Source organism: Mucilaginibacter rivuli (assembly GCF_019391655.1).
Taxonomy (GTDB): Bacteria; Bacteroidota; Bacteroidia; order Sphingobacteriales; family Sphingobacteriaceae; genus Mucilaginibacter; species Mucilaginibacter rivuli.
The window spans coordinates 199,246-221,679 of the sequence record NZ_JAHXPQ010000008.1; the positions used below are offsets into that span (position 1 = coordinate 199,246).

Consider the following 22,434-nt stretch of genomic DNA (forward strand, 5'->3'; position numbering starts at 1 on the left):
GCAATTATTCCAATATCGCATCTGTGATCTTGGCGATATCGGTACTTACTTTAGTGATAAACTCCAGTTGCTCTTTCAGCAGGTGCGAATCCATTGTCGTTTCGGTGGGGGTAACAGTTGGCGTGTTGCCTAACTTAGGTACTTCATCACTCCTTTGTTGCACCTTTTTGAGTGTTTCGTGCAGGATATTGATAGAACGCTTGGTAAGTTTCACGTTTTCGGGATGTACGGCATCAACCCCCTTATTTAACAATGATGAGGCAATAGTACCAATATATGAGGTAAGGATATGGTTTAGCACCACAAACTTGTGGATATCCTTTAAGTGCTTTTGCTGCTTTTTAGGTTCGGATGTCATCCGTTCAAAAGCCGCCGAAAGGTTGGCCGATTTTACGTAAATATCCTTGCGCACCAGTTTGTACTCGGTAATATTAACCTGCTTTCCCGATAATGTTTCGGCAACTTTTAACAGGTAGTTGATATTAGCATCGAGCACATCGCCCAGGTATTCGCGTATCTGGTAAAACTCCCAGGTAGGTAAAATAAGATAGCTCGAAACAAAGGCCAGTGCCGAGCCAATGGCGGTATCGGCAATACGCTCCTGAACCACGTTCCCTATCCCTAAAAACTTAAATAGAATTAGAATATAAGGCGTCATCAGGATAACGCTTACAATATAGTTAACGCGCTGGAAGCTGTAGGCACCTACCATCAGTACAGTAAGAATGATGAACAGTGCTGTATTATCCGGAATAAAACCGAGTATTAAAACACCCAGCAAACCACCTGCAATGGTGCCCAGTAAACGCTGATAGTTGCGTTGCTTGGTTAAACTGAAACCCGGTTTCAGTATCACGATAATGGTTAGCAATATCCAGTAACTGTGATGGCCGTGCGAAATGGTTTTAGCCGTTATAAACCCGGCCAGGCATACCAAAGCAACCCGCATAGAATGCCTGAAGATGGATGAGCTAAGGGCCAGGTTATCCAGATATATCTGCGGATCGTATTCCTGACGGCTTACAAATTTAGAGTATTCAACATCGCTCTTATTCTCCAACAATACCACCGATTGGGAATTGTTATATTTATGAATATTGATCATCTGCTGGTTTAGGTTACGCAGGTTGATGAGTATTTTTTTAAGTGCGAGTGTGCTTATTTCTTTATGAGTTGCCCCAATGGCATCTATCCTTATTTTAAGGCGCTCCAATTCGGGATTAAGGTCAACCAAATGATGGTAACGCGAATTGGATTGTACGGCAGCACCTATATTATCCAGTTCATCGGCAATATGTACAATGGCGCGGCCCATCTCTTCCAATATGCCTGTGGGCTCAAATTTCGCGTGCAGTTCAGCATAATCATAATGCGTGGCCATCATGGCTTCAAACATATCTACGGCGTCAACAAAGGTAAGTATGAGCAAGCGGCTGGCATTGGTAGATTCTTTTACGGCAAGCCTGCTTTTAAAAAGCAACTCCCTAACGGCATCCTGGTTATGGCTTACATGCACCTGCTGCAATATTACCTTATGATAGTTATCTTCAATATCTATCCCCGGAAGGTAAAAATTAGCCTTTAACCTCAAAAATTTTGATACATCAAGGATATTTTCGCCCAGAGCCTGCTGCGCCGCGCGGTACGGCCTGATGCTGAAAAATGTAATGCTCATTACCATATACCAGGCCCCGCCTGCAAGTATAGTAGCACTATAGCCTAATACCTCTGATGGTGCAAGCTCCTTATCCATCATGAGCACCATAATGAGCAGACAAGATGTGCCTATTGACGCCGCCCTATTACCATAAACATTTAGCATGGAGAAAATGAAAGCCAGCATAACGATCTCGATACCAAGCGTGTATACATTCATCCGTGCAAAACCGGTAATAATGGCAACGGCAAACATTAACAGATTGCAAATAAGCATCCCGTTACGTTTATGAAATACGGGGCCTGGATTATCCGCACCACTGGCACAAAGCGCGCCTAATGATAACGTTAAGCCGGTTTCCAGCATATCAAACTTTACAAACACAAGCGATGGCAGTAATACCCCAAGTGATATACGGAGGCCATCAGAAAAATATTGGCTGTATAAAAAGTTCTGTATTGCTCGGGTTTGTTTTCTCATGCGGAACGATCGTACGAATATAGGTTACTGCAAACAGGCGGGCAAATAATATGAATATTGTATTTTGGGCAGTAAAGTATATTACTTTGGTAGAAATTATCTTCAATTCAATAAATTTTAAAGTTTTTTAACTATTTTCAGCCTTTGTTACAAATAGTGTAAAAAACCGACTAATTTTCAACCAAACTACTATCGCTACAGCATGACCCAAGTTTCAAAACTCAGCCAAAAAGAAACCGCTTTTAACCAGGAGGTTGTTACACGTTTTGAGTTATATAACAGTCTGTTTTTAACCTTGCCTTTTTACCAGGTAAAAGATACCGGGATATTGTTGCCATTTTTCAGCTCGCATTGTGAGCAGGGAGCGGCCGAGCAGCTATCGCCCCTGGAGATCATCAAGAGTTTTTTTGAAAAGTATGTACCCGATATCGACCGCGAAGAGCGTCTTAACCGACTTTTCCGTTTTATACAATACATTGAGCGCCAGGTAGTATTATTTGATTCGATTGAAGACGCGGCTTTTAACAAACTGAGCTATACCGAAGAGGGGGGCACGGTGAAAGGCCTTGTGCAGCAAGCTACCGCACGCGACCAGATGCGCAAAACCATTGCCGAAAAGTTGGAAAATTTTTCGTTAAGGTTGGTACTTACCGCCCACCCTACCCAATTTTACCCTGGCCCGGTTTTGGGTATTATGACAGATCTGAGCGAAGCTTTAAAGCATGATGATATTAACTCTATCAACCTGCTGTTACAGCAATTAGGTAAAACACCTTTCTTTAATAAAACATCGCCAACGCCGGTTGATGAGGCTGTTAGTCTTGCCTGGTTTTTGGAAAACATATTCTATTTCGCCGCAGGTGCTATACAATCAAGTTTAGATGATGAGTTCGATCTGAACGCTAATGGCGGCCACCGCGCCATTGAACTTGGCTTTTGGCCGGGTGGCGATCGTGACGGTAACCCTAACGTAACCGTACAAAGCACCGAGGCCGTTGCCGCGCATTTGCGTAAAGCATTGTTCAGGTGTTATTACCGCGAGTTCCGTACGCTTAAAAAGCGCATTACCTTCCGCGGTGTAAACCAGGCGATGGAAGCGCTCGAAAAAATATTTTATGAAGACGCTTTTAACAGTCCTAAACCTCAAAATTTGCAAGCCGAAATATTAAAACAGCTTGCTATTGTAAAAGATGTTTTAATAAGCGACCATTACTCGTTGTTTGTTGAGTTGGTAGATAGCCTTGTTTGTAAAGTAAAACTTTTCGGCTGCCATTTTGCAACATTAGATATCCGCCAGGATAGCCGTGTGCTGCGCAGCGTACATAAATACTGCATAGAAAACAGTTCGTTGAAAAACCTGGTTAAACCCGATTATTTTGACCTGGGCGAAGAAGATAAGCTAAAAGCTATACAGTTTACCGAAATAAATTACAACCCGCTCGATGACGCGGACGCGATGGTAAAAGATACATTAGGTACAATCCGCCTGATGAAAGAGATACAGACCGCAAGTGGCGAAAAGGCTTGCCAGCGTTTTATCATCAGCAATTGCCAGCAGGCATCGGATATTTTGCAGTTGATGAACCTGTTTTTATGGTCGGGATGGAAAAAAGAGAGCCTGAGCGTTGATTTTATGCCATTATTTGAAACCGTAAACGACCTGACCGTTGCAGCGCAGGTAATGGAACGCCTGTACACTCACCCTTTCTACAAAGAACATTTACAACGACGCGGAAATAAGCAAACCATAATGCTTGGTTTCTCGGATAGTACGAAAGATGGCGGTTACCTGATGGCCAACTGGTCTATATACAAAGCCAAGGTTGAATTAACAGCCAAAGCGAATGAGTACGGTATCCAATTGGCATTTTTTGACGGCCGTGGCGGCCCACCTGCACGCGGTGGTGGTAAAACGCACAAATTTTACTCGTCAATGGGTAAAGAGATAGCTAATGATCATATCCAGTTGACGGTACAGGGGCAAACAGTAAGTTCACAATACGGATCATTCGATACGGCGCGCTTTAACATGGAGCAGCTGATTAACGCGGGTATTGTATCGGCGCTAAACCCTGACAGTAAAGACCTGATAGACGACGAGCACAAAGAATTGATATCTAAATTGGCCGAAATAAGCCACGTTGCGTTTATGGAATTGCGCGAGCACCCATTATTCCTCAAATACCTGGAAAAAATGAGCCCGCTTAAATTACTGTCCAACATCAACATCAGCAGTCGTCCGACTAAGCGTAACGCCGGCAGCGAGTTAAAACTGGAAGATTTGCGTGCCATCAGCTTTGTAACATCATGGAGCCAGTTAAAACAAAATATACCGGGCTTTTATGGCGTGGGTACCGCACTGCAGCAAATGAAAGATGCCGGTAGCTGGAATGGCTTAAAAGAATTGTACAAGCAATCGGGTTTCTTTAAAACGATGATAGATAACTGTATGATGTCGATGTCGAAATCAGATTTCCGCATCACTGCCTACCTTGTTGACGACCCTACATTTGGTGATTTCTGGAAAAAACTTAAAGCTGAATTTGATTTAACCCGCGAACTGTTATTATCATTAACGGATAGTGATGTGTTGATGCAGGAATACCCGGTTGAACGCAAATCAATTGCCATACGCGAAAAAGTGGTATTACCATTGGTAATATTACAACACTTTGCCTTACAACAGCTTAACACACTCCCACCTGATGATAAGTTTTACGCAGTGTATAACAAATTAGTTGTTAGGACTGTGTACGGTATTGTTAATGCAGGCAGAAATTTGGCGTAAAACAAAATCTGTCATTTCGAACGATAGTGAGAAATCTTTACAAAATGAGTGTAGTGCTATGCATTGGCGCCAATAACATTTCGTAAAGTATTCCCCTCGTTGTCGCTCGAAATGACAAGATATTAAATTACAAAACCCTATAAAAACGAAAACGGAAGCCGCATCTTTCGAGTTGACTTCCGTTTCATCCTTTGGTTTGCCGTAGCTCCCCATAGGTTATCAAGTTTTGTGTAATTAACCTCGATCCGATCTTTCGTAGCCCTTGCAAGCTTTGCGATCTGCGATCTCTTACTCCTTTTTGTTGTTTCCCTCCGTGGAGTTCTGCAACGTAGTTGTAATGCCTTTATTAGCGTCACATTTCCACAGTCATGTTTTGCAACCGCTGTTTCTGATATGATTTGAAAACATCCCTTGATCTTTAGCTCCCCCGAAGGTTTACCCGATTCAATTTCTGATTTTCTGCCAGGCTGTCAAAGTACGTCGTTCTTGATGATTCTAAGATAGTATGCCGGGGTGCATTCTACAAGAAAAAAATGCGGCTATTTATCAACCCGTTTATCAACCGTTTTGGTATAGTTATCAACTTTGAGTGTCGCACATAACTATCAGTCAGTTTGAGCGTTCGCTAACCTTTATCGTAGTTATCAACATTTTAATAACTCACACTTTTTAAAATCCAAGTCCAAATTCATATTCAAAAAACTCATATTTTATATAAAATCCATAAAAAGTTAATGTTAAACAGGAGTTACCCCACCTACAATTTCTCTGTTAAATTCTTCCAATATCGTTTTGGTACATGCCTTAAATGTAGTTTGGTATTTTTACGCGCCGCAATGTTCACGCTTTTAAAATAATCTTTCCATAACAACTGATAAATACCTTCATCACTGTCATATTGTGATACAAGACCATTATTGTTTTGTGTATTAAAATCAAAAGTTACATACTCTACCCTGTGCTGATCGTAATATAAACCATAAGCCCGAAGTGTATCATAAATTATCCATTTCTGATCGGCATAACGATTTTTAAAATGACGTAATATAAGTGGCAGTACATTAAAGTCCGGCTCCACCGTGGCATAAAATGTACCATCGTTTAGTTTCTGAAACCGGATAAACGCCTCCATCCTATGCTTTTCGCGCCTAACCATCCGTACTATCTCTGATACCCGCCTCACATACTTATTACCATAGTTCTCTTCTATTGACCGGTCGCTGTCGAATACATACCTTATGTACCCTACTACCGGGTTATCTTCTTCCTTTATCTCCGAAAGGTATGCAGCATACAGCCGCTGCAAGCCACCTGACGTTAATTTATCACTCAACCCTTTAAGTACCCGCTTTGCTTTAGCCTCATCCGTTACCACCGTCATTTCGCTGCCAAACAAAGCGGTATCATAGGCACCGTTCAGTTTAAGCTTAACCAAACCCAGTTTGTGCGTATAAATATCAAAAACAGCGGTAAGCAGCCCCTCAAAGCTGCCATCGTAAAAAAGGGTGGTCATTTCTAAAACAGGCTTAACTGGTTGGGTTTATTTTTAAGATACTTGCTTGATGATTCGGCCAATATAAACTGCTTGATCCTGGTTCCCGTCAGGTCGCGCCGCTCAAACCCGCTGCTGCTGCATATCACAAAATACCTTGCCCTGTTTACCGCCACGCCCATGCGTTTTAAATGCTCCCAATTAAGTTTTCCAAACTTACGGGCCGCCACAATCTTCGCGGCCGAGGTAAGGCCTATTCCCGGCACACGCAATATCAGGCGCAGGTCGGCTTTGTTGATATCTATCGGGAAGGTTTCCATATTTCGTATTGCCCAACCCAGCTTGGGATCGATATCCAGATCAAGGTGCGGCACATCATCATTTACAATCTCGTTTACCTTAAAGCCATAAAAGCGCATCAGCCAATCGGCCTGGTAAAGCCTGTTCTCGCGCACCATGGGTACTTCGGTATTTAAACCCGGCAGGCGCTTATCATTGCTTATCGGTACATATCCCGAATAATACACCCGCTTCATATTATAAGTTTTATAAAAATGATTGGCGGTAACCAGCACCTGCCGGTCGTTCTCGGGCGTTGCACCTATTACCATTTGTGTGCTTTGCCCTGCCGGTGCAAACATGGGTGTACTTTTAAACAGCTTCTTTTCTTCTTTAAATTGTATCAGTTCATTCTTTAAAAAGCCCATTGGCTTTAGCATGTCGTTACGGTTTTTATCCGGAGCTAAAAGCTTTAACCCTGCTTTTGTAGGCATTTCAAGGTTAACGCTTAACCTGTCGGCATAGAGCCCGGCTTCATACATCAGGTCATCACTGGCGCCAGGGATGGTTTTGAGATGAATATAGCCGTTAAACTTGTGTTCAGTTCTTAACTTTTTTGCGATACGTACCAGGCGCTCCATGGTATAATCAGCATCTTTAAATATGCCCGAACTCAAAAATAATCCTTCGATATAATTTCGACGATAAAAATTAATAGTCAGTTCTACTACTTCCTGCACCGTAAATGCTGCCCTTTTGATATCGTTGCTTTTACGCGACACGCAATATGCGCAATCGAAAACACAATGATTGGTGAGCAATATTTTTAACAGTGATACGCAGCGCCCATCTTGCGTGTATGTATGGCAAATACCGTTGCTGGCATTACCAAGTCCGCCGTTATCATTCTTCCGCTTGCTCCCACTCGACGCGCATGACACATCATATTTAGCCGCGTCGGCCAAAATTGACAGTTTTTCCCTTATCCTTTCCTCATTCATATCAATTCAAATTTACTAATATTTTTAGCAATTAAAGATGAAGAGATACTTTATTTTTAACAATTTTATGGCTACAACCGATTAGTTTGAAACTGTACAACCAAACAGGTAAATTGAACGTTATTATGTTATGAACGACCAGGAAATTGAGCGCCTCATTAAAATAAGCAAAGAGCGGCCGCTGCTGCCCGAAACTTATGTACCCTGGCACGAGGATATAAAACCTGCCGAAGTTTACCTGCCTGCGCAATTAACCTCGCTACACGGCTTGCCCTTATATAATTTGCTTAGCGCTGAACAAAAACTGGATCTGGGCCGGCACGAGATGGTACAGGTACTGTACTCCTACGCATGGGGCGAAGGTTTGTTTTGCCTGTTTATGAGTAAATACATTTTAACGCTGCAACCCGAAAGCGTGGAATACCGCTTCCTGATCCGCGAATTGATAGAAGAGTACCGCCACCAGGAAATGTTTGCGCAGGCTATACAAAAGTTGAATGGACAACCTATTAAACCAACGCGCATCCATAAATTTATTGGCTTGTTTACCGCCAAATACCTGCCAGTAGATTTTCTGTTTATGGGCAGCCTTGCTGTTGAACTGGTGACTGATACTTATGGCGACCAAAGCCGTAGACATCCCGACTCCTACCTCGTACTCAAAAAAGTGTTCGACTTGCACAGTATAGAAGAGGGCCGACACATCTACTTCACTAAAAACATGCTGAAACGGTACACGGATAAAGCAGGTTACATCCGGCGGACGGTTTACAGCTTTGTTATACTGTTCAATATCTATTTTGTACGAACGCTATATGTTCGGCGCGAGATCTATCAGCGTATTGGGTTAGAAAATACTAACGCGGTTTACAAGCAAGCTTTTAAAAATTACAAATACAAGTTTACCGATATTGGCTTAGCTGGCGTTATTGAATTTGTAGATAGTTGGGGTGGTTTTAACCGCTTAACTAAATGGGCCTGGCGGGGTTTGATGGGTGTTAGTGTATAAATTACCGAATCTTTTCAAAAGCCGCCCATTGTTAGGAACAAAGTTATCCTAAACTATGCATTGGCGCCAATGTATATAGCCGACATACCTATCGAAGATTGCTTCGTGCCTCGCAAAGACGTGATGGTGTATGCTTTGTTAAGATTTGACAACTTTTAAAAAGTTGTCAAATCTAATTTATCATAAAGATATGGTGGAAATTAATTAGCTTCTACAGCCTCTTCCACTTTTTTCCCTGGCCTGCCATTCTTGAATGCCTCACGCGGTTTCAATCCCAAAAGTTCCAGCATGGCCATATCATCGCTAAAGCTTGGATTTGGAGTGGTCAGCAATTTCTCACCGGCAAATATGGAGTTGGCACCTGCCATAAAGCAGAAGGCCTGCTCAACGGTGCTCATTTCGGTACGGCCAGCAGAAAGACGTACTACCGATTTAGGCATTACGATCTTTGTGGTAGCTATCATCCTCACCATATCCCAAACCGAAACACGAGGCTGGTCGGCCAATGGTGTTCCTTTTACAGGGACAAGCGCGTTGATAGGCACCGACTCCGGATGTTGCGGCAGGTTTGACAATGTGCGCAGCATGGATATACGATCAGCATCGGTTTCACCTAAACCTATGATTCCACCACTACAAACCGATATATGAGCTTTGCGCACGTTATCTAATGTTTGTAAACGCTCATCATAAGTACGCGTGGTGATGATACGTTTGTAATCATCTTCCGATGTATCTAAATTATGGTTGTAAGCATATAAACCGGCATCGGCTAAGCGTTGCGCCTGGCTTTCGGTAAGCATACCCAGGGTACAGCAAACCTCCATATCAAGGCTGTTAACAGCCTTCACCATGTCAATCACCTTATCAAAGTCGCGGTTATCGCGCACCTCGCGCCAGGCAGCACCCATGCATAAACGTGATGCACCACCTGCTTTAGCTTTCTCAGCAGCAGCGATTACTTCATCCTTGGGCATAATGGCATGCACATCAACACCGGTATTGTAACGGGCCGCCTGCGGACAGTAAGCGCAATCTTCAGGGCAACCGCCTGTTTTTATTGATATCAGCGAGCTGATCTGCACTTCGGAGTAATCCTTATTCTCGCGGTGAATAGTTGCCGCGCGGTAAACAAGATCCAATAAAGGGCTATAATATATTTCGGATATTTCTTCTTGCGTCCAGTTGTGTCTAACTTCGGTCATAGTAGTTCCTATTTAAAGCTTCAAATTTACAATAAAAGTTTCGATGCCAAATACAGCGGCAAAAAGAAACCAAAACAATCTGTAAATGTGGTAATGATAATAGACGATGCTACGGCAGGGTCTATACCTACACGTTTCAACAATAAAGGTATTGAAGCACCTGTTAAGCCAGCAATGATGAGATTACCCGTCATTGCTAAAAACAATACCACGCCCAGCATAGGATTCTGATCGTAAAACAATGCTACGCAAAATACGATCACCCCGTTACATGCTCCGTTTATCATCCCAACTAAAAACTCTTTTAAAACCGTTTCACGTGCCTGTTTATCGTTCAGGTCATTCAGGGATATACGCCTTACCGTTACCGCCAAGGCTTGTGTTGCCGCATTACCGCCCATACCGGCAATAATGGTCATGTATGCTGAAATGATGCTCAACTTAGCCAATGTAGAATCAAAGCCCCGTATTACTGAGGCCGCCATAAACGCCGTACCGAGGTTGATAATCAGCCATGGTAAACGGCTTTTTATCGCGTCTTGCCAATTACCGCTCAATTCTTCATCTTCAGATACACCGCTGATCTTTAAGATATCCTCGGTATTTTCTTCTTCCATTACGTCGATGATATCATCAACAGTAATGCGGCCCAAAAGCCTCATGTAATCATCTACAACGGGGATACTGTTCAGGTTGTATTGCGAGAATAGCTTCGCCACATCCTCCTGATCCATATCGGCCTTTACGTAAATATGATCTGTTTTTACGAGGTCGGCCACATGGGCGTCAACGCGCGATTTGATCACGTCTTTTATCGAGAGGATACCTTTTAACGTGTCGCGGTCATCCACCACGTAAATGGTGTAAAACTCTTCCATCTCTTCGGATTGATGGATAATTTCATCTAACGCCTGTTTTTTATCCATGTGGATGTTCACCTTGATGATGTCGGTGTTCATCAAACCGCCTGCGGTATCCTCGTCGTAGTTTAACAGCGATCGTATTTCGGTGGCATCCTCCTCATCAACATCCTTTAATATCTCGTGCTGCTCGTGCTCCTCTAATTGCGATATGATGTCGGTCGCGTCGTCATAATCCAGCTCTTCGATGATATCCGAACGCTTTTCCGGGTCGAGCTTGAATAAAATATCTTCGGGGTGATGCTCCTCATCCATCTCGGATATTACATCCGAAGCTTCGTCAACAGGTAGCACATTGATAATGCGCTCGCGCTCTTCCTGCGTTAGCTTCTCAAAAATAATGGCAATTTCCGAAGCATGATAATCCTCCAGAACCGTTTTCAGTTCCGCATCATCGCCCGCCAGCGCCTGGTGGATACGTTCAAGATCGGCCTTATTGATTTCGAAGGATTGCATACACGCCTAAAATACACAAATATGCCGCAACGGCGAATTAAAAACGGCAAAAAGCGTGGGTTATTTTGGTAAGATGTTTAGGATGATGGGGTTATATCTATTTCCATTTTTTATCCACAGAGGTCACAGAGAAATTACGCGGAGTTACACAGAGTCAGGCGCAAAACTCTGTGTCTTCAACCTCTGTTAACGCTGTGGTTAAATAGCAAACCATTACCCTACCCAGGATAATTTCACCCCATTTATATTTTGAAGAACCGGCACCACCCTCTCCACAGCACTCTTCCTCACCCCAACATGTACCTCACAGCCATCCTCCATCATCTGTTTCAATACTTCTAAGTTCTCCTGCTTTATCACCCGCATCACCTCATTCATCAAAGCATACTCGAATTGAATGCTGTACATATCGCAAACCACCTTCTCAATAACAGTGGCAGATTTAATCGCCCCTTCGACTGCAGTCTTATAGGCGTTAATTAATCCGGGCACACCCAATAGCGTCCCGCCAAAATAGCGAACTACCACCACAAGCACATTGGTTAAATTATGCGATAATAAGGTGTTCAATATCGGCCTGCTGGCGGTACCTGAAGGCTCTCCATCATCGTTTACCCTGAATATCGACCGATCGGGACTGAGCCGCATGGCCCAGCAATGGTGGTTTGCTTTGCTATGCTCGGCCCTTAGTTTATTAAGGATGGGTTTAATATCAGCCTCGGAAGCAATCGGGTAAGCAAAAGCCATAAACTTGCTACCTCTGTCTTTAAACTCGCCTTTTGCAGGTTCAGCTATGGTGCGATAGGTATCCTCAAACAGCATAGGGTGTTATTATACGGAGGCTATCTTCACCTAAGCTATCTGAACTCACTATATCTCCTTGTATAACAGGAGATTTAATACCATTATTTAATTTAATATTTCCGATAAAAACACGGGCTTCATCCCATAACCCGGCATCAATAAAGGACTGCAAGGTTTTGGCGCCGCCCTCAATAATTATAGATTGGATATCCTGCAGATACAACTGGAACAAAATATACTGCGGTACAAAATTGTCAAAATCTTCCAGGGATATGTATTTGATATTATCATCCACTTCCATTTTTATGGCATTAAAAACAATCGTTTCAACCGACTTGTCGAACACATTCAAATGCTTCGGCAAATCAAGGTTACGGTCTATCACTACCCGCTTTGGCGACTTGCCCGAACCATACCGCACATTCAGTTGCGGGTTGTCTATTAGGGCTGTATTCTTACCTACAAGTATGGCATCTTCCTCGCTGCGCCATTGGTGTACCAGGCGTTTAGCCAGATCACCGGTTATCCAAAACTGACTGCCATCATCAGGCGCGAAAAAGCCATCTGCGGTTTCGGCCCATTTTAAAATGATATAGGGGCGTTGTTTTTTAACGCGGGTAAAAAAGCGCTTGTTCAGATCGAGACATTCCTCTTCCATCACACCCAAAATCACCCCCACTCCTGCTGCAATTAGCTTCTCTATACCCTTACCATTTACTTGATCGAACGGGTCGCGGCAACCAACTATTACATTAGGGATGCCGTGTTTGATAATGAGATCGGCACAAGGCGGCGTTTTGCCATAATGTGCACAGGGTTCCAGCGTAACGTAAATGGTGGAGTGTTTCAGCAATTCTTCAGCATTGGTGTATTTGGCTAAAGCATCGTTCACCGCGTTAACTTCGGCATGTGCCTGTCCGTAACGCTCATGATAGCCTTCGCCAATAATGCGGCCGTTATGTACAATAATAGCGCCCACCATAGGGTTAGGACTAACCGACCCTGCACCCAAACGGGCAAGTTCCAGCGCACGCTGCATGTATAAATGATGTTCCGCCATTTTTGCAAAGGTATAATTTATGTTTCTTTGCAGGATGATAATCAGCGATGCCTTGCAACTATTTACCGAAAGCTTATCCGCCGTTTATGATAAGGACGAGATTGATTCGATAAAATACCTGGTATTGAGCGATATATTGCAAACATCAAAAGCTAAACTGCATGCCTTCCCGGATGAGAAGCTGGATGAAGCCACCGTTCAAAAATTTCAGCAGATCATCCAAAAACTACAAACCGGCGAACCGGTACAATATATTTTAGGCCATACCGAATTTTACGGATTGCCCTTTAAAGTAAACCCGTCAGTACTTATCCCCCGCCCTGAAACGGAGGAATTGGTGGAATGGGTGTTATCTGAAAGTCAAAAGTTAAAAGTTAAAAGTCAAAAGTTTGATAGTATTTTAGACATTGGCACCGGCAGTGGTTGTATACCTATCGCACTAAAAAAGCACCTGCCTCAAACCCAGGTAACCAGCGTAGATATATCAGCCATAGCTTTACAAACCGCGAAACAAAACGCTGAATTGAATGAGGTTGAGGTGCAGTTTATTGAGGCAGATATACTAAACCCAACTCATAACCCACAACTCGCAACCCGCAACTCTATCATCATTAGCAACCCACCCTATGTTACCGAACATGAGCAATTAGAGATGCACACCAACGTGCTGAACCATGAGCCACATAACGCGCTTTTTGTTCCTGATAATGACCCGCTAATATTTTACCGTGTTATAGCAGACTTCGCCCTGCAGCACCTTGAGCCAAATGGCCTGCTATTTTTTGAGATAAACGAAAACCTGGGCAAAGAAACCATTGAATTGTTAGCCGGTAAAGGCTTTAAAAACATTGAGTTACGGCAGGATATGCGGGGGAAAGATAGGATGATAAAAGCGAATTTATAGTAAATAATTTCTATATTCTTCTAATCAATGCGGTGAATAAACTACTATTTTCGATTATTGTTTTTCTCGTATTCATCAAGTTCTTTGAAATTGAAAAATGTCTTAAATATAGTTGGGTATCTTGTTGAATAAATTAGTAATACAGTTTGCCCACGATAATAGTTGTTGAACTCCCCTTTAGAGATTGATGTTGTGACAAAAGCTGAGTCTCCGCTTTTTTTAGCAAAACCTACTATAATATAACTTAAATCCATTTTGCGAGTTGCCATCATCTTGCCATTTGTAATTGTACCTGTTGTAACAACACCATACTGGGTTAATTCATTATCCTCAATTTGAATTTCGCGAATAAGAAACAGAATAGCTGATAAAAAAAACACAACTAAGCATGAAACAAAAAGCATACCACCTATATTCCGTATTCCTTTTTCCTCAAAAGCAACGCTTTTTCTTTCGTTTATTACCCTTAATATGAAGGAAATCATTTTGAAAAACGAATATGTTAAACCGACTGCACCCACAATTACGAAGAAGTACAGACCAGCAGCATATATGTCTACCGGAATAAGCCAAAAAAATAAACTAAACATCGTTAATGTAATAATCGACCATTTAATGGCATTAATAGTGTTTTTGGTCATGATATGTCGATTTAGCTTTTTATTGATTTTTCCTCCCCGAACTCCGCGGATGATGGCTAATAATTACACTCTTTAAATACTCCCTATCCAAATGCGTATAAATTTCAGTCGTAGTAATACTTTCATGCCCCAGCATTTCCTGTATGGCGCGCAGGTCGGCGCCGCCTTCAATCAAATGAGTGGCAAATGAGTGGCGAAACGTATGCGGGCTAATACTTTTCTTCAGACCTATTTTTTCGGCAAGGTCTTTTATCATGGTAAATACATAAACACGCGATAAGCCTTTACCCCGGCGATTCAGGAAAACGATATCTTCTTCCCCGTTTTGTATCGGGATGTGTACCCGCACTTCGTTCAGCCACAGCTTTAAAAACTGTATGGCTTCGCCGCCTATGGGGACCAACCGTTCTTTGTTGCCTTTACCTACTATCTTAATAAAGTTAATTTCCAGATAAAGGTTTGAAATACGCAGTGTTGTTAATTCCGTTACACGTAAGCCGCAACTGTATAAAACCTCCAGTATGGCTTTGTTGCGCATACCTTCGGGTTTGGATAGGTCGATGGCGGCTATCAGCTTATCAATATCGGCAAGGCTCAATGTATCGGGTAGTTTGCGGGTAAGCTTGGGGCCTTCAATCAGTTCGGATGGGTCGGTTTGGATCTGGTTATCCAGCAGCAGGTATCGGTAAAAACCTTTAATGCCTGATATAATGCGCGCCTGTGTGGATGATATCATACCCAACTCATTTACCCAGGCAATAAACTCGCTCAGGTTTTGGTGTGATATCGTGTCGGGTTTGAGTTTAGTTTCCTTGCTTTCAGCAAATTGTATCAGTTTATCTAAATCGCCAAGGTATGCCTCTACCGAGTTATTGGATAGTGAGCGCTCCAGCTTTAAATACGAACGAAAACCCTTTTTTGCCGCCTGCCAATCCAAATTTGCTGATTTATGATTATGTTTGAACTGATGAAGATACAAATTATCAACGGACCAAACCTAAACTTACTCGGCGTTCGCGAGCCGTCTATTTATGGCAGCGCTACTTTTGAAGATTATTTAAAAGAACTGCGCGCACAATATCCTGACATTCAAATTGATTACTACCAAAGTAACGTTGAGGGCGAACTGATAAACAAATTGCACGAAATTGGGTTTACATACAACGGCATCATTATGAATGCAGGTGCTTACACACATACCTCTATCGCTATTGCCGATGCCATATCCGGCATTAAAGCTCCTGTAATAGAGGTGCATATATCTAACGTGTACAAACGCGAGGAGTTCCGCCACCATTCCATGCTGGCTGCTAACTGCAAAGGCGTTATAGCGGGGTTTGGTATGGACTCGTACCGCCTTGGTGTTGAACACATTATAAAACAATAAAATCCATTATGCGCAACTTTTTTAAACTGATATGTTTATGTTTCACTGCCTTGCTCCTGTTTACGGCAGCTGAAAACAGTTGCGCACAACAGGCAGATACCGTAAAAATTATAAAACCTGCTACAATTGTTAAAGCCAAAAAGCAACTTTCGGTAAAAGACTCTACCCGTAGGGCTATTTTAAAGCGTAGCGCCATCATACGCTCGTTTAAACATTCTGATGGTGTGGTAAACGATTTGCTCGATAAGATAGATACTTATACCAGCGGATATAATGATAAAATGACCGATCTGGACCATGGCTTTGATACATTGGAAATAAGCCAGCGCCTGGGGACATTGGAGCGCCGCATGGCTTTGATGAAAACCACTATTAACAACTCCAACACAATGGGTTATCTTGTCACCATCCGTGATCTGATCGATCATGTAGGCGAGCAAACCAAAGAATGGCAAGACCGGCTGAACACCTATAGCGATAAGCTGGACACCACCCGCCAATGCATTACGCAATTTAATAAAGACACAACCTTTGATACCGAACCCCAGGATAGTGTACTGCAGATTAAAATTGCCTTGCAGATATACGCCCTCAGAAAAAAATGGGACAGATTAGATTCGGCGAGCCAGAAAGCGGTTATACGTATCGGGATAATGGCTAACCGTGTTTCATCGCTTTCTATTTTGCTTATCGATCTGGATAACCGTATAGACGACAAGATACACGATTTTACCCTGAACGCCCTCGAAAACGAATACGGATTTATCTGGGATATGCACAAAAAAAACAGCTCTGCCCGGTTAGATACTGCTGTTGTTAAAACGTACGCGCTCAACAGTAAGCTTTACAAGTATTTTTTTATCAATAAAACCAATTACTACGGGCACCTGGGCAGCATACTTTTACTTATAGGCTTTTTTGCCTGGATATATTCCAGCAAAAGCAAGTTAGCCCGGGTTAATGAAAATTACAAAACCGCTTTCGATCAAACTCATTATATCGTAAAACACCCCTACTTAACTACAGTAGCGGTATTCGCGCTTATCGCACCCTATTTTTATGATCACCCCGCGCTAATATTCACGCAAACGATGCTCATCATCATGATGGCATCAATAGGTTCATTAATTAAAACCAACTGGCCAAAACCGTTATTCAAATTTTGGCAGGTACTCATGGTTTTGGTGGTAATATTCAGCATCAGCGGGCTGATGATATTGACCACTAATATTGAGCGTATACTGCTTTTATTATTATCAATATGGGCAATTTACGCAGCTTTCCAATTGTTAAAATACCTTAAACGCAAACCCGATGGTTACCCGCCCTACCTTTCCATCGCCATCAAAATATTTGTATTTGTACAGTCTGTCGCGTTTTTATTGAATGTAGCGGGCAGGTTTAGTATAAGTAAAATAGCGGGTAGCATGGCCGTGTTTAACCTTTGCCTGGCCATGGGTTTTTATTTGTTAGTGCAAATATTAATGGAGGGTTTGTTTTTGCAACTGGAAGCCAATAAAAAAACGGATAACACCAGCGTAGCATCATACCTGGAGTTTAAAGTATTGCAAAAGAAGTTCAAAGATGCTATTGTAAATATTACCGCGTTACTTTGGTTAGTGGCGCTGGCTAAAAACCTGGTTATTGATGATTATTTATATGATAACATATCCGATTTTTTAAACAACCACCAGGTTAGTTCAACAGCTTTTACTTTTAAAAGTATACTTGTATTTGTATTTGTAATATGGGTATCGGGCATACTGGCGCGCATTATCAGCTATTTTTACGATTTTACCGCGCAACAAACCAAGCTTACACCCGAGGCTAAAAAAACGCGCTCTTCAATCCTGCTTATCCGTTTAACCATATTTATCATCGGCTTCTTTATCGCGATAAACGCGGCAGGCATACCGTTAAGCCAGGTAACTTTAATTATTGGTGCATTGGGCGTAGGTATCGGTTTTGGTTTACAGAATTTAGTAAACAATTTAGTGTCGGGTATTATCCTTGCTTTTGAAAAACCCATACAGGTTGGCGATGTGATAGAAGTAGCCAATAAATCGGGTACGATAATAGAGATCGGTATCCGCTCCAGTAAAATATCATGTGGCGATGGCTCTGAACTCATCGTTCCTAATGGCGACCTGATATCACAACACGTAGTTAACTGGACGTTGAGCGATAACAACAGGCGTATAGAACTCATTATCCGTGTTGAGTATGGTAGCGATGTAACCAAAGTGCAGGAAATTTTACATCATATCATTGATACTCACGATGACATCATGAAACTGCCAAAGCCATCGGTATACCTTCATAACTTCAGCGAGAGTTCAATTGATTTCAGGATGTTTTTCTGGGCATCAGACCTAAGCACATGGCTAAGCCTGAAAAGCAGCGTACTAAGTGAAATATATGCCCGGTTTGCCAAAGAAGGCATCGAAATACCGCACGGAAAAAATGATATCCAGTTATCCTTCCCCGAAGGTGCAGAACAGGAAATTAAAAAGGCCGCGGCTGTTAAAAAGACATCAAAGCTGGTTAAAGGAAATCCGAAGGATCAAGATCAGTAAAATGCTTTTTGCCTTTGGCGAAGAAAGCGATGATAACGCTCTTTTTGTACATCCCGTGAAGGTTATAATTGCGGTACCGCGATTTTACTGAAGTAATGCTTTTGTTAAACAACCGCACCAAAAAACTCTGGTGCGCCCGGCTCACTGCCCAGGCATCTTTGCGTTTGCCCTCACTCAAAAAGCGCAGTAAAGCGATAAAATCAAAGCAAATCCTTACCGGGATAATAAAACAGGCCCGCCCAAAGGGAAGGTTCTTTTTTAACAGGATAAGGTTATTGCGGAAATTGAGATACGTTTTAAATGGGTTCTCCGCATTCAGCGTACCGCCACCAACGTGGTATACTTCCGATTCGGCGCAGTACATCACTTTCAGCCCCTTATTCTTTAAGCGCCAGCACAGGTCTATCTCTTCCATGTGGGCAAAAAAGCGGTCGTCAAAACCACCGCACTCATCCCAGTATTTCTTTTTGATGAACAGGGCCGCACCCGATGCCCAAAATACCTCGTGCGAAACATTATACTGACCCCTGTCCTCCTCAATGTCAAAAAATATACGGCCCTGGCAAAACGGGTATCCAAAATGATCTATAAACCCTCCTGCAGCACCTGCATGCTCAAAATGCGTTTTTTGGCGGAATGATTTTATTTTAGGAGCAGCCGCGGCTATCAGATGGTCGGTTTCCATCAATGCGATCACAGGCTCCATCCATCCCGGCACCACTTCAATATCCGAGTTCAATAAAATATAGTAGTCGGCTTTAACTTGTTTCAGTACGCGATTATAACCACCTGTAAAGCCGTAGTTCGCATCGTTTTGTATAATGGCTATATCCGGGTAAGTAGTTCTTAAAAACTCAACAGAATCATCCGTAGATGCATTATCGCCAACCACAACTTCAAAATTGGTATAAGTTGATGCCATTACCGACGGCAAAAAATCATGGAGGTATTTTTTACCGTTCCAGTTTAAAATAACAATGGCTACTTTGGGCTGGCTCATCTGTTCATATCCTCCGGCATATATTTCCACCTTCTGTGCGACCATAGCCAAAACTCGGGTTCGCGCTTTATCATATCTTCAAGGTGTTTAACATATAGTTCTGTTATTTCGTTAGGGTTGGTTTCTTTTGGTTTATCGGCCAAAGGCACAAAGGTATACTCATAATAGCCACGTTTCAAATATTTCACATCGCCAAATAAAACAACGCTGTTAAACATGGTTCCCATTTTTTCGGCACCCATAAAAAAGGCAGTTGGCTGGTTTAAAAATTGTGTAAAGTATTGTGCCTCGTGCTTCACAGGTGCCTGGTCTGAGGCCAATACAGTAAATGTCAGTTCATTTTTCAACTCCACTAACTTACGCAACGTATTTCGCATCGGCACTAATAAAACACCAAAACGGCCGCGCATTTTTTTGTAATACGTATCCGACTCTTTGTTGTTCAACGGTTTATATACCATTATTTTTTTATACTGTGGTATCAGGCTGAAGCGCAACACGCACAACTCCCAGTTGCAATAATGGCCTACCGCGGCAAACATGCTCCTGCCCTCTTTGTAGTATTTTTCAACAAGTTCCGGGTTAGTGAGGTGCATCCTTTTCAGCACCTGCTTTTCGGATATGGAAAGCATTTTAATGGTTTCCACCATCAGGTCGGCCATGTAATGGTAATACCTTTTAGCTATTCGTTTTATCTCTTCGTCGCTTTTTTCGGGAAAAGAATTGGCCAGGTTATCATGCACTACCTTGCGGCGATAACCGGGAACGTAATAAAGAATTATGAACAGGAAATCGGCTATGAGATACAGTATCCAAAAGGGCAGCAGCGATAATAGGTACAAAAAGAATATAACTAAACCTGAAAGCCCTTTTTTAATCATTATTTTTGCAAAATTCGCGACCACAAACATAAAAAATATATATGACCGAAGCAGGTGCTGTTTTACCAATGTTTTATTTACCCCCTGTTGAGTATTTTATCCAGCTCAACAAACACAAAGCCAATATTTTAATTGAGCACGAAGAGCATTTGGTAAAGCAAAGCTACCGTAACCGTGCGCATATTTATTCGCCTGATGGGTTGCTGCCTTTAACTGTTCCGGTGGTAAAAGGATCTAAAACGCACACCAAAGTTAAAGATGTTAAAATAAGTTATGATTTTAAATGGCAGCGACTGCACTGGATGAGCCTGCAAAATTGCTACCGCCGCTCAACATATTTTGAATTTTACGAGGATGATTACGCCCCCTTTTACGAAAAGCGATTTGAATACCTGTTCGATTTTAACGAGCAGTTATTTAACACTATTTTAAAACAGGTTAAGATAAAGGCAAACTTAAAATTTACCGAAGAATATATGCCAGCCTATCCTGACATGGCAGACCTACGCGCATCGCTCGATCCTAAAAAGCCAATAACAACCGGCCAAAAACCATACTTCCAGCTTTTTGAAGAACGATGTGGCTTTTTAGAGAATTTGAGCATAGTTGACCTGCTGTTTAACCACGGGCCGCAGGCTGCATCCTACTTAGCCCCCTACCCCCCTGAAGGGGGAATTGAAAAGCTTTAAAAAAAGCGCTTGGTGATTTTCACCAAGCGCTTTTTTAGTTTTTATCTGTAGCAAACTCTTAGTTCCCCCTTCAGGGGGTTAGGGGGCTTTATTTCTTAAACTCCGGCTTCAACAAATCGGGTACCGCGGCGCGCATTTTCATTACTTTTGGTACCGATACACCTTGTATATAGCCGCTTTCAGGGTGTATGCGATAATATCCCTGGTGGTAAACTTCGGCGGCGTATAATACTTTATACGGTTCAACTTTGGTAACAATGGCCGCGTTATAATGCTTGGTTGCATTTACTTTTTTGATCTCATCCATTACAATAGCCTTTTCTTCGGGTGTGCGGTACCAAATTTCAGAGCGATAATCATCACCTTCATCCGGGCCTTGATAATTCAGCTCTGTTGGATTATGCGCGTATAAAAACGCATGCACCAATTGCTGGTAAGTAATTACTTTCGGGTCGTAGTAGATCTGCACCGATTCGGCATGGCCTGTATTCTTTTCGCATACCTGCTCGTAGGTAGGGTTTTTAACTGTTCCACCGGCATATCCTGCTATAACCTGGTTAACGCCCTTTAATTCGCGCATGGCCTCTGTCATAGCCCAGAAACAGCCTCCTGCAAAGGTGGCTAACTTTTCATTAGGCTTGGGTTCGGGTAGTTTGGCTATCGAATGATCCTGCGCGTTAACGCATCCATAAAATACTATCGCCAATAAAAACAAACTTAGGTTCTTCATGATTTTTTTGATTCTTAATGCAATTTACGTTTTTAGTCGAATGATGGTTGTATACCTTACAGCCGCTTTCATCATTTCAGTTTCATATTTGGTATGACGGCTTTTAACCCATTAGGTTTATTAAACCTGGCCACGTTTTATAGGGAGGAGCAGGTATTCCAATCCATTGATCTTTATCTCGTGTATGGTGTGCAGCAGCATCCCCAAATTACCCGGTGGGAAACCCTGGGTGTACATCCACTCTAAGTAATGTACGGGCAAGTTACATATCAGCGTGCCCTTGTATTTACCGTAAGGCATGGGCGTAATAACGAGCTTTTTTAAGATATCAGGATTCAAATGGTTGTGGTGTATCAGCACAAATATAATAACCTAAGCCAACCTTTTCTGTAAACTGCAGGCAATAAAAATAGCCCGCAACTGCTGATGTTGCAGTTATGTATAACGCTTAACTGTTCTTGTTTAAATAATTATT

The 22,434-nt window shown here is 42.4% G+C and carries 19 protein-coding genes; 6 read left to right on the forward strand and 13 right to left on the reverse strand.

Going from position 1 to position 22,434, the window contains the following annotated elements; translation table 11 throughout:
• Window positions 1-4 precede the first annotated feature (4 nt).
• Window positions 5-2,137: an FUSC family membrane protein gene (locus KXQ82_RS18070; protein ID WP_219489919.1), complete on the reverse strand. Its 2,133-nt coding sequence runs from the start codon at window positions 2,135-2,137 to the stop codon at window positions 5-7.
• Between the two features lie 202 nt (window positions 2,138-2,339).
• Between KXQ82_RS18070 and KXQ82_RS18075 the strand changes: the two genes are divergently transcribed.
• Window positions 2,340-4,925: a phosphoenolpyruvate carboxylase gene (locus KXQ82_RS18075; RefSeq protein WP_219489920.1), complete on the forward strand. Its 2,586-nt coding sequence runs from the start codon at window positions 2,340-2,342 to the stop codon at window positions 4,923-4,925.
• Between the two features lie 757 nt (window positions 4,926-5,682).
• On the opposite strand, the gene KXQ82_RS18080 is transcribed toward KXQ82_RS18075, so the two are convergent.
• Both KXQ82_RS18080 and KXQ82_RS18085 read right to left on the reverse strand, forming a co-directional pair.
• A complete protein-coding gene (locus KXQ82_RS18080; RefSeq protein WP_219489921.1) occupies window positions 5,683-6,438 on the reverse strand; it encodes a TIGR03915 family putative DNA repair protein in 756 nt (251 codons plus the stop codon).
• A 2-nt stretch (window positions 6,439-6,440) separates the two neighbouring features.
• Window positions 6,441-7,697 carry a putative DNA modification/repair radical SAM protein gene (locus KXQ82_RS18085; protein ID WP_219489922.1) on the reverse strand — a complete coding sequence of 419 codons (1,257 nt, stop codon included), beginning with the start codon at window positions 7,695-7,697 and terminating at the stop codon, window positions 6,441-6,443.
• 130 nt (window positions 7,698-7,827) lie between these two features.
• Between KXQ82_RS18085 and KXQ82_RS18090 the strand changes: the two genes are divergently transcribed.
• Entirely contained in the window at window positions 7,828-8,706 is an 879-nt protein-coding gene (locus KXQ82_RS18090) for a diiron oxygenase (RefSeq protein WP_219489924.1), read from the forward strand.
• 200 nt (window positions 8,707-8,906) lie between these two features.
• Here the strand turns inward: KXQ82_RS18090 and bioB are convergent, their stop codons facing one another.
• The 4 genes from bioB to ribD all read right to left on the reverse strand — a co-directional run bounded on the left by bioB (window position 8,907) and on the right by ribD (window position 13,151).
• Window positions 8,907-9,911, reverse strand: coding sequence for a biotin synthase BioB (bioB, locus tag KXQ82_RS18095; protein ID WP_219489926.1), 1,005 nt, complete (start codon window positions 9,909-9,911; stop codon window positions 8,907-8,909).
• Window positions 9,912-9,937: 26 nt separating this feature from the next.
• Entirely contained in the window at window positions 9,938-11,287 is a 1,350-nt protein-coding gene (mgtE, locus tag KXQ82_RS18100) for a magnesium transporter (RefSeq protein WP_219489928.1), read from the reverse strand.
• A gap of 213 nt (window positions 11,288-11,500) precedes the next feature.
• The gene (locus KXQ82_RS18105) at window positions 11,501-12,109 is read right to left on the reverse strand and encodes an IMPACT family protein (RefSeq protein ID WP_219489930.1); all 609 of its coding nucleotides are present in this window, start codon (window positions 12,107-12,109) and stop codon (window positions 11,501-11,503) included.
• The gene (ribD, locus tag KXQ82_RS18110; protein WP_219489932.1) at window positions 12,099-13,151 is read right to left on the reverse strand and encodes a bifunctional diaminohydroxyphosphoribosylaminopyrimidine deaminase/5-amino-6-(5-phosphoribosylamino)uracil reductase RibD; all 1,053 of its coding nucleotides are present in this window, start codon (window positions 13,149-13,151) and stop codon (window positions 12,099-12,101) included. The genes KXQ82_RS18105 and ribD overlap by 11 nt, the downstream gene beginning before the upstream one ends.
• 34 nt (window positions 13,152-13,185) lie before the next feature.
• On the opposite strand from ribD, the gene prmC reads away from it, so the two are divergent.
• Window positions 13,186-14,055, forward strand: coding sequence for a peptide chain release factor N(5)-glutamine methyltransferase (gene prmC / locus KXQ82_RS18115; protein ID WP_219489934.1), 870 nt, complete (start codon window positions 13,186-13,188; stop codon window positions 14,053-14,055).
• A 44-nt stretch (window positions 14,056-14,099) separates the two neighbouring features.
• Here the strand turns inward: prmC and KXQ82_RS18120 are convergent, their stop codons facing one another.
• Together KXQ82_RS18120 and xerD are read right to left on the reverse strand one after the other, a co-directional pair.
• The gene (locus tag KXQ82_RS18120) at window positions 14,100-14,696 is read right to left on the reverse strand and encodes a hypothetical protein (protein WP_219489936.1); all 597 of its coding nucleotides are present in this window, start codon (window positions 14,694-14,696) and stop codon (window positions 14,100-14,102) included.
• 19 nt (window positions 14,697-14,715) lie between these two features.
• Window positions 14,716-15,633, reverse strand: a complete 918-nt coding sequence (gene xerD, locus KXQ82_RS18125; RefSeq protein ID WP_219489938.1) for a site-specific tyrosine recombinase XerD — start codon at window positions 15,631-15,633, stop codon at window positions 14,716-14,718.
• A 30-nt stretch (window positions 15,634-15,663) separates the two neighbouring features.
• Here xerD and aroQ point away from each other — a divergent pair, with 30 nt between their 5' ends.
• Window positions 15,664-16,083: a type II 3-dehydroquinate dehydratase gene (aroQ, locus tag KXQ82_RS18130; protein WP_219489941.1), complete on the forward strand. Its 420-nt coding sequence runs from the start codon at window positions 15,664-15,666 to the stop codon at window positions 16,081-16,083.
• Window positions 16,084-16,091: 8 nt separating this feature from the next.
• Window positions 16,092-18,659, forward strand: a complete 2,568-nt coding sequence (locus tag KXQ82_RS18135) for a mechanosensitive ion channel family protein (RefSeq protein ID WP_219489943.1) — start codon at window positions 16,092-16,094, stop codon at window positions 18,657-18,659.
• On the opposite strand, the gene KXQ82_RS18140 is transcribed toward KXQ82_RS18135, so the two are convergent.
• Window positions 18,628-19,704 (reverse strand): glycosyltransferase family 2 protein, encoded by a 1,077-nt coding sequence (locus KXQ82_RS18140; protein ID WP_439650961.1) that lies wholly within the window; start codon window positions 19,702-19,704, stop codon window positions 18,628-18,630. The two genes, KXQ82_RS18135 and KXQ82_RS18140, sit on opposite strands and share 32 nt — an antisense overlap.
• The gene (locus KXQ82_RS18145) at window positions 19,656-20,540 is read right to left on the reverse strand and encodes a lysophospholipid acyltransferase family protein (protein ID WP_219489946.1); all 885 of its coding nucleotides are present in this window, start codon (window positions 20,538-20,540) and stop codon (window positions 19,656-19,658) included. The genes KXQ82_RS18140 and KXQ82_RS18145 overlap by 49 nt, the downstream gene beginning before the upstream one ends.
• 41 nt (window positions 20,541-20,581) lie before the next feature.
• On the opposite strand from KXQ82_RS18145, the gene KXQ82_RS18150 reads away from it, so the two are divergent.
• Window positions 20,582-21,229, forward strand: coding sequence for a WbqC family protein (locus KXQ82_RS18150; protein ID WP_219489948.1), 648 nt, complete (start codon window positions 20,582-20,584; stop codon window positions 21,227-21,229).
• Between the two features lie 88 nt (window positions 21,230-21,317).
• Here KXQ82_RS18150 and msrA read toward each other — a convergent pair whose 3' ends face one another.
• Window positions 21,318-21,959, reverse strand: coding sequence for a peptide-methionine (S)-S-oxide reductase MsrA (msrA, locus tag KXQ82_RS18155; RefSeq protein ID WP_219489949.1), 642 nt, complete (start codon window positions 21,957-21,959; stop codon window positions 21,318-21,320).
• A 120-nt stretch (window positions 21,960-22,079) separates the two neighbouring features.
• On the reverse strand, window positions 22,080-22,298 hold the full coding sequence (locus tag KXQ82_RS18160) for a DUF3820 family protein (RefSeq protein ID WP_219489950.1): 219 nt from the start codon (window positions 22,296-22,298) through the stop codon (window positions 22,080-22,082).
• Window positions 22,299-22,434 lie beyond the last annotated feature (136 nt).

Excerpts from the sequence above, each read along its gene's own strand:
- KXQ82_RS18070 (WP_219489919.1), bottom strand. The coding sequence starts at position 2,137 with ATGAGAAAACAAACCCGAGCAATACAGAACTTTTTATACAGCCAATAT.
- KXQ82_RS18075 (WP_219489920.1), top strand. The coding sequence starts at position 2,340 with ATGACCCAAGTTTCAAAACTCAGCCAAAAAGAAACCGCTTTTAACCAG.
- KXQ82_RS18080 (WP_219489921.1), bottom strand. The coding sequence starts at position 6,438 with ATGACCACCCTTTTTTACGATGGCAGCTTTGAGGGGCTGCTTACCGCT.
- KXQ82_RS18085 (WP_219489922.1), bottom strand. The coding sequence starts at position 7,697 with ATGAATGAGGAAAGGATAAGGGAAAAACTGTCAATTTTGGCCGACGCG.
- KXQ82_RS18090 (WP_219489924.1), top strand. The coding sequence starts at position 7,828 with ATGAACGACCAGGAAATTGAGCGCCTCATTAAAATAAGCAAAGAGCGG.
- bioB (WP_219489926.1), bottom strand. The coding sequence starts at position 9,911 with ATGACCGAAGTTAGACACAACTGGACGCAAGAAGAAATATCCGAAATA.
- mgtE (WP_219489928.1), bottom strand. The coding sequence starts at position 11,287 with ATGCAATCCTTCGAAATCAATAAGGCCGATCTTGAACGTATCCACCAG.
- KXQ82_RS18105 (WP_219489930.1), bottom strand. The coding sequence starts at position 12,109 with ATGCTGTTTGAGGATACCTATCGCACCATAGCTGAACCTGCAAAAGGC.
- ribD (WP_219489932.1), bottom strand. The coding sequence starts at position 13,151 with ATGGCGGAACATCATTTATACATGCAGCGTGCGCTGGAACTTGCCCGT.
- prmC (WP_219489934.1), top strand. The coding sequence starts at position 13,186 with ATGATAATCAGCGATGCCTTGCAACTATTTACCGAAAGCTTATCCGCC.
- KXQ82_RS18120 (WP_219489936.1), bottom strand. The coding sequence starts at position 14,696 with ATGACCAAAAACACTATTAATGCCATTAAATGGTCGATTATTACATTA.
- aroQ (WP_219489941.1), top strand. The coding sequence starts at position 15,664 with ATGAAGATACAAATTATCAACGGACCAAACCTAAACTTACTCGGCGTT.
- KXQ82_RS18135 (WP_219489943.1), top strand. The coding sequence starts at position 16,092 with ATGCGCAACTTTTTTAAACTGATATGTTTATGTTTCACTGCCTTGCTC.
- KXQ82_RS18140 (WP_439650961.1), bottom strand. The coding sequence starts at position 19,704 with ATGGTCGCACAGAAGGTGGAAATATATGCCGGAGGATATGAACAGATG.
- KXQ82_RS18145 (WP_219489946.1), bottom strand. The coding sequence starts at position 20,540 with ATGATTAAAAAAGGGCTTTCAGGTTTAGTTATATTCTTTTTGTACCTA.
- KXQ82_RS18150 (WP_219489948.1), top strand. The coding sequence starts at position 20,582 with ATGACCGAAGCAGGTGCTGTTTTACCAATGTTTTATTTACCCCCTGTT.
- msrA (WP_219489949.1), bottom strand. The coding sequence starts at position 21,959 with ATGAAGAACCTAAGTTTGTTTTTATTGGCGATAGTATTTTATGGATGC.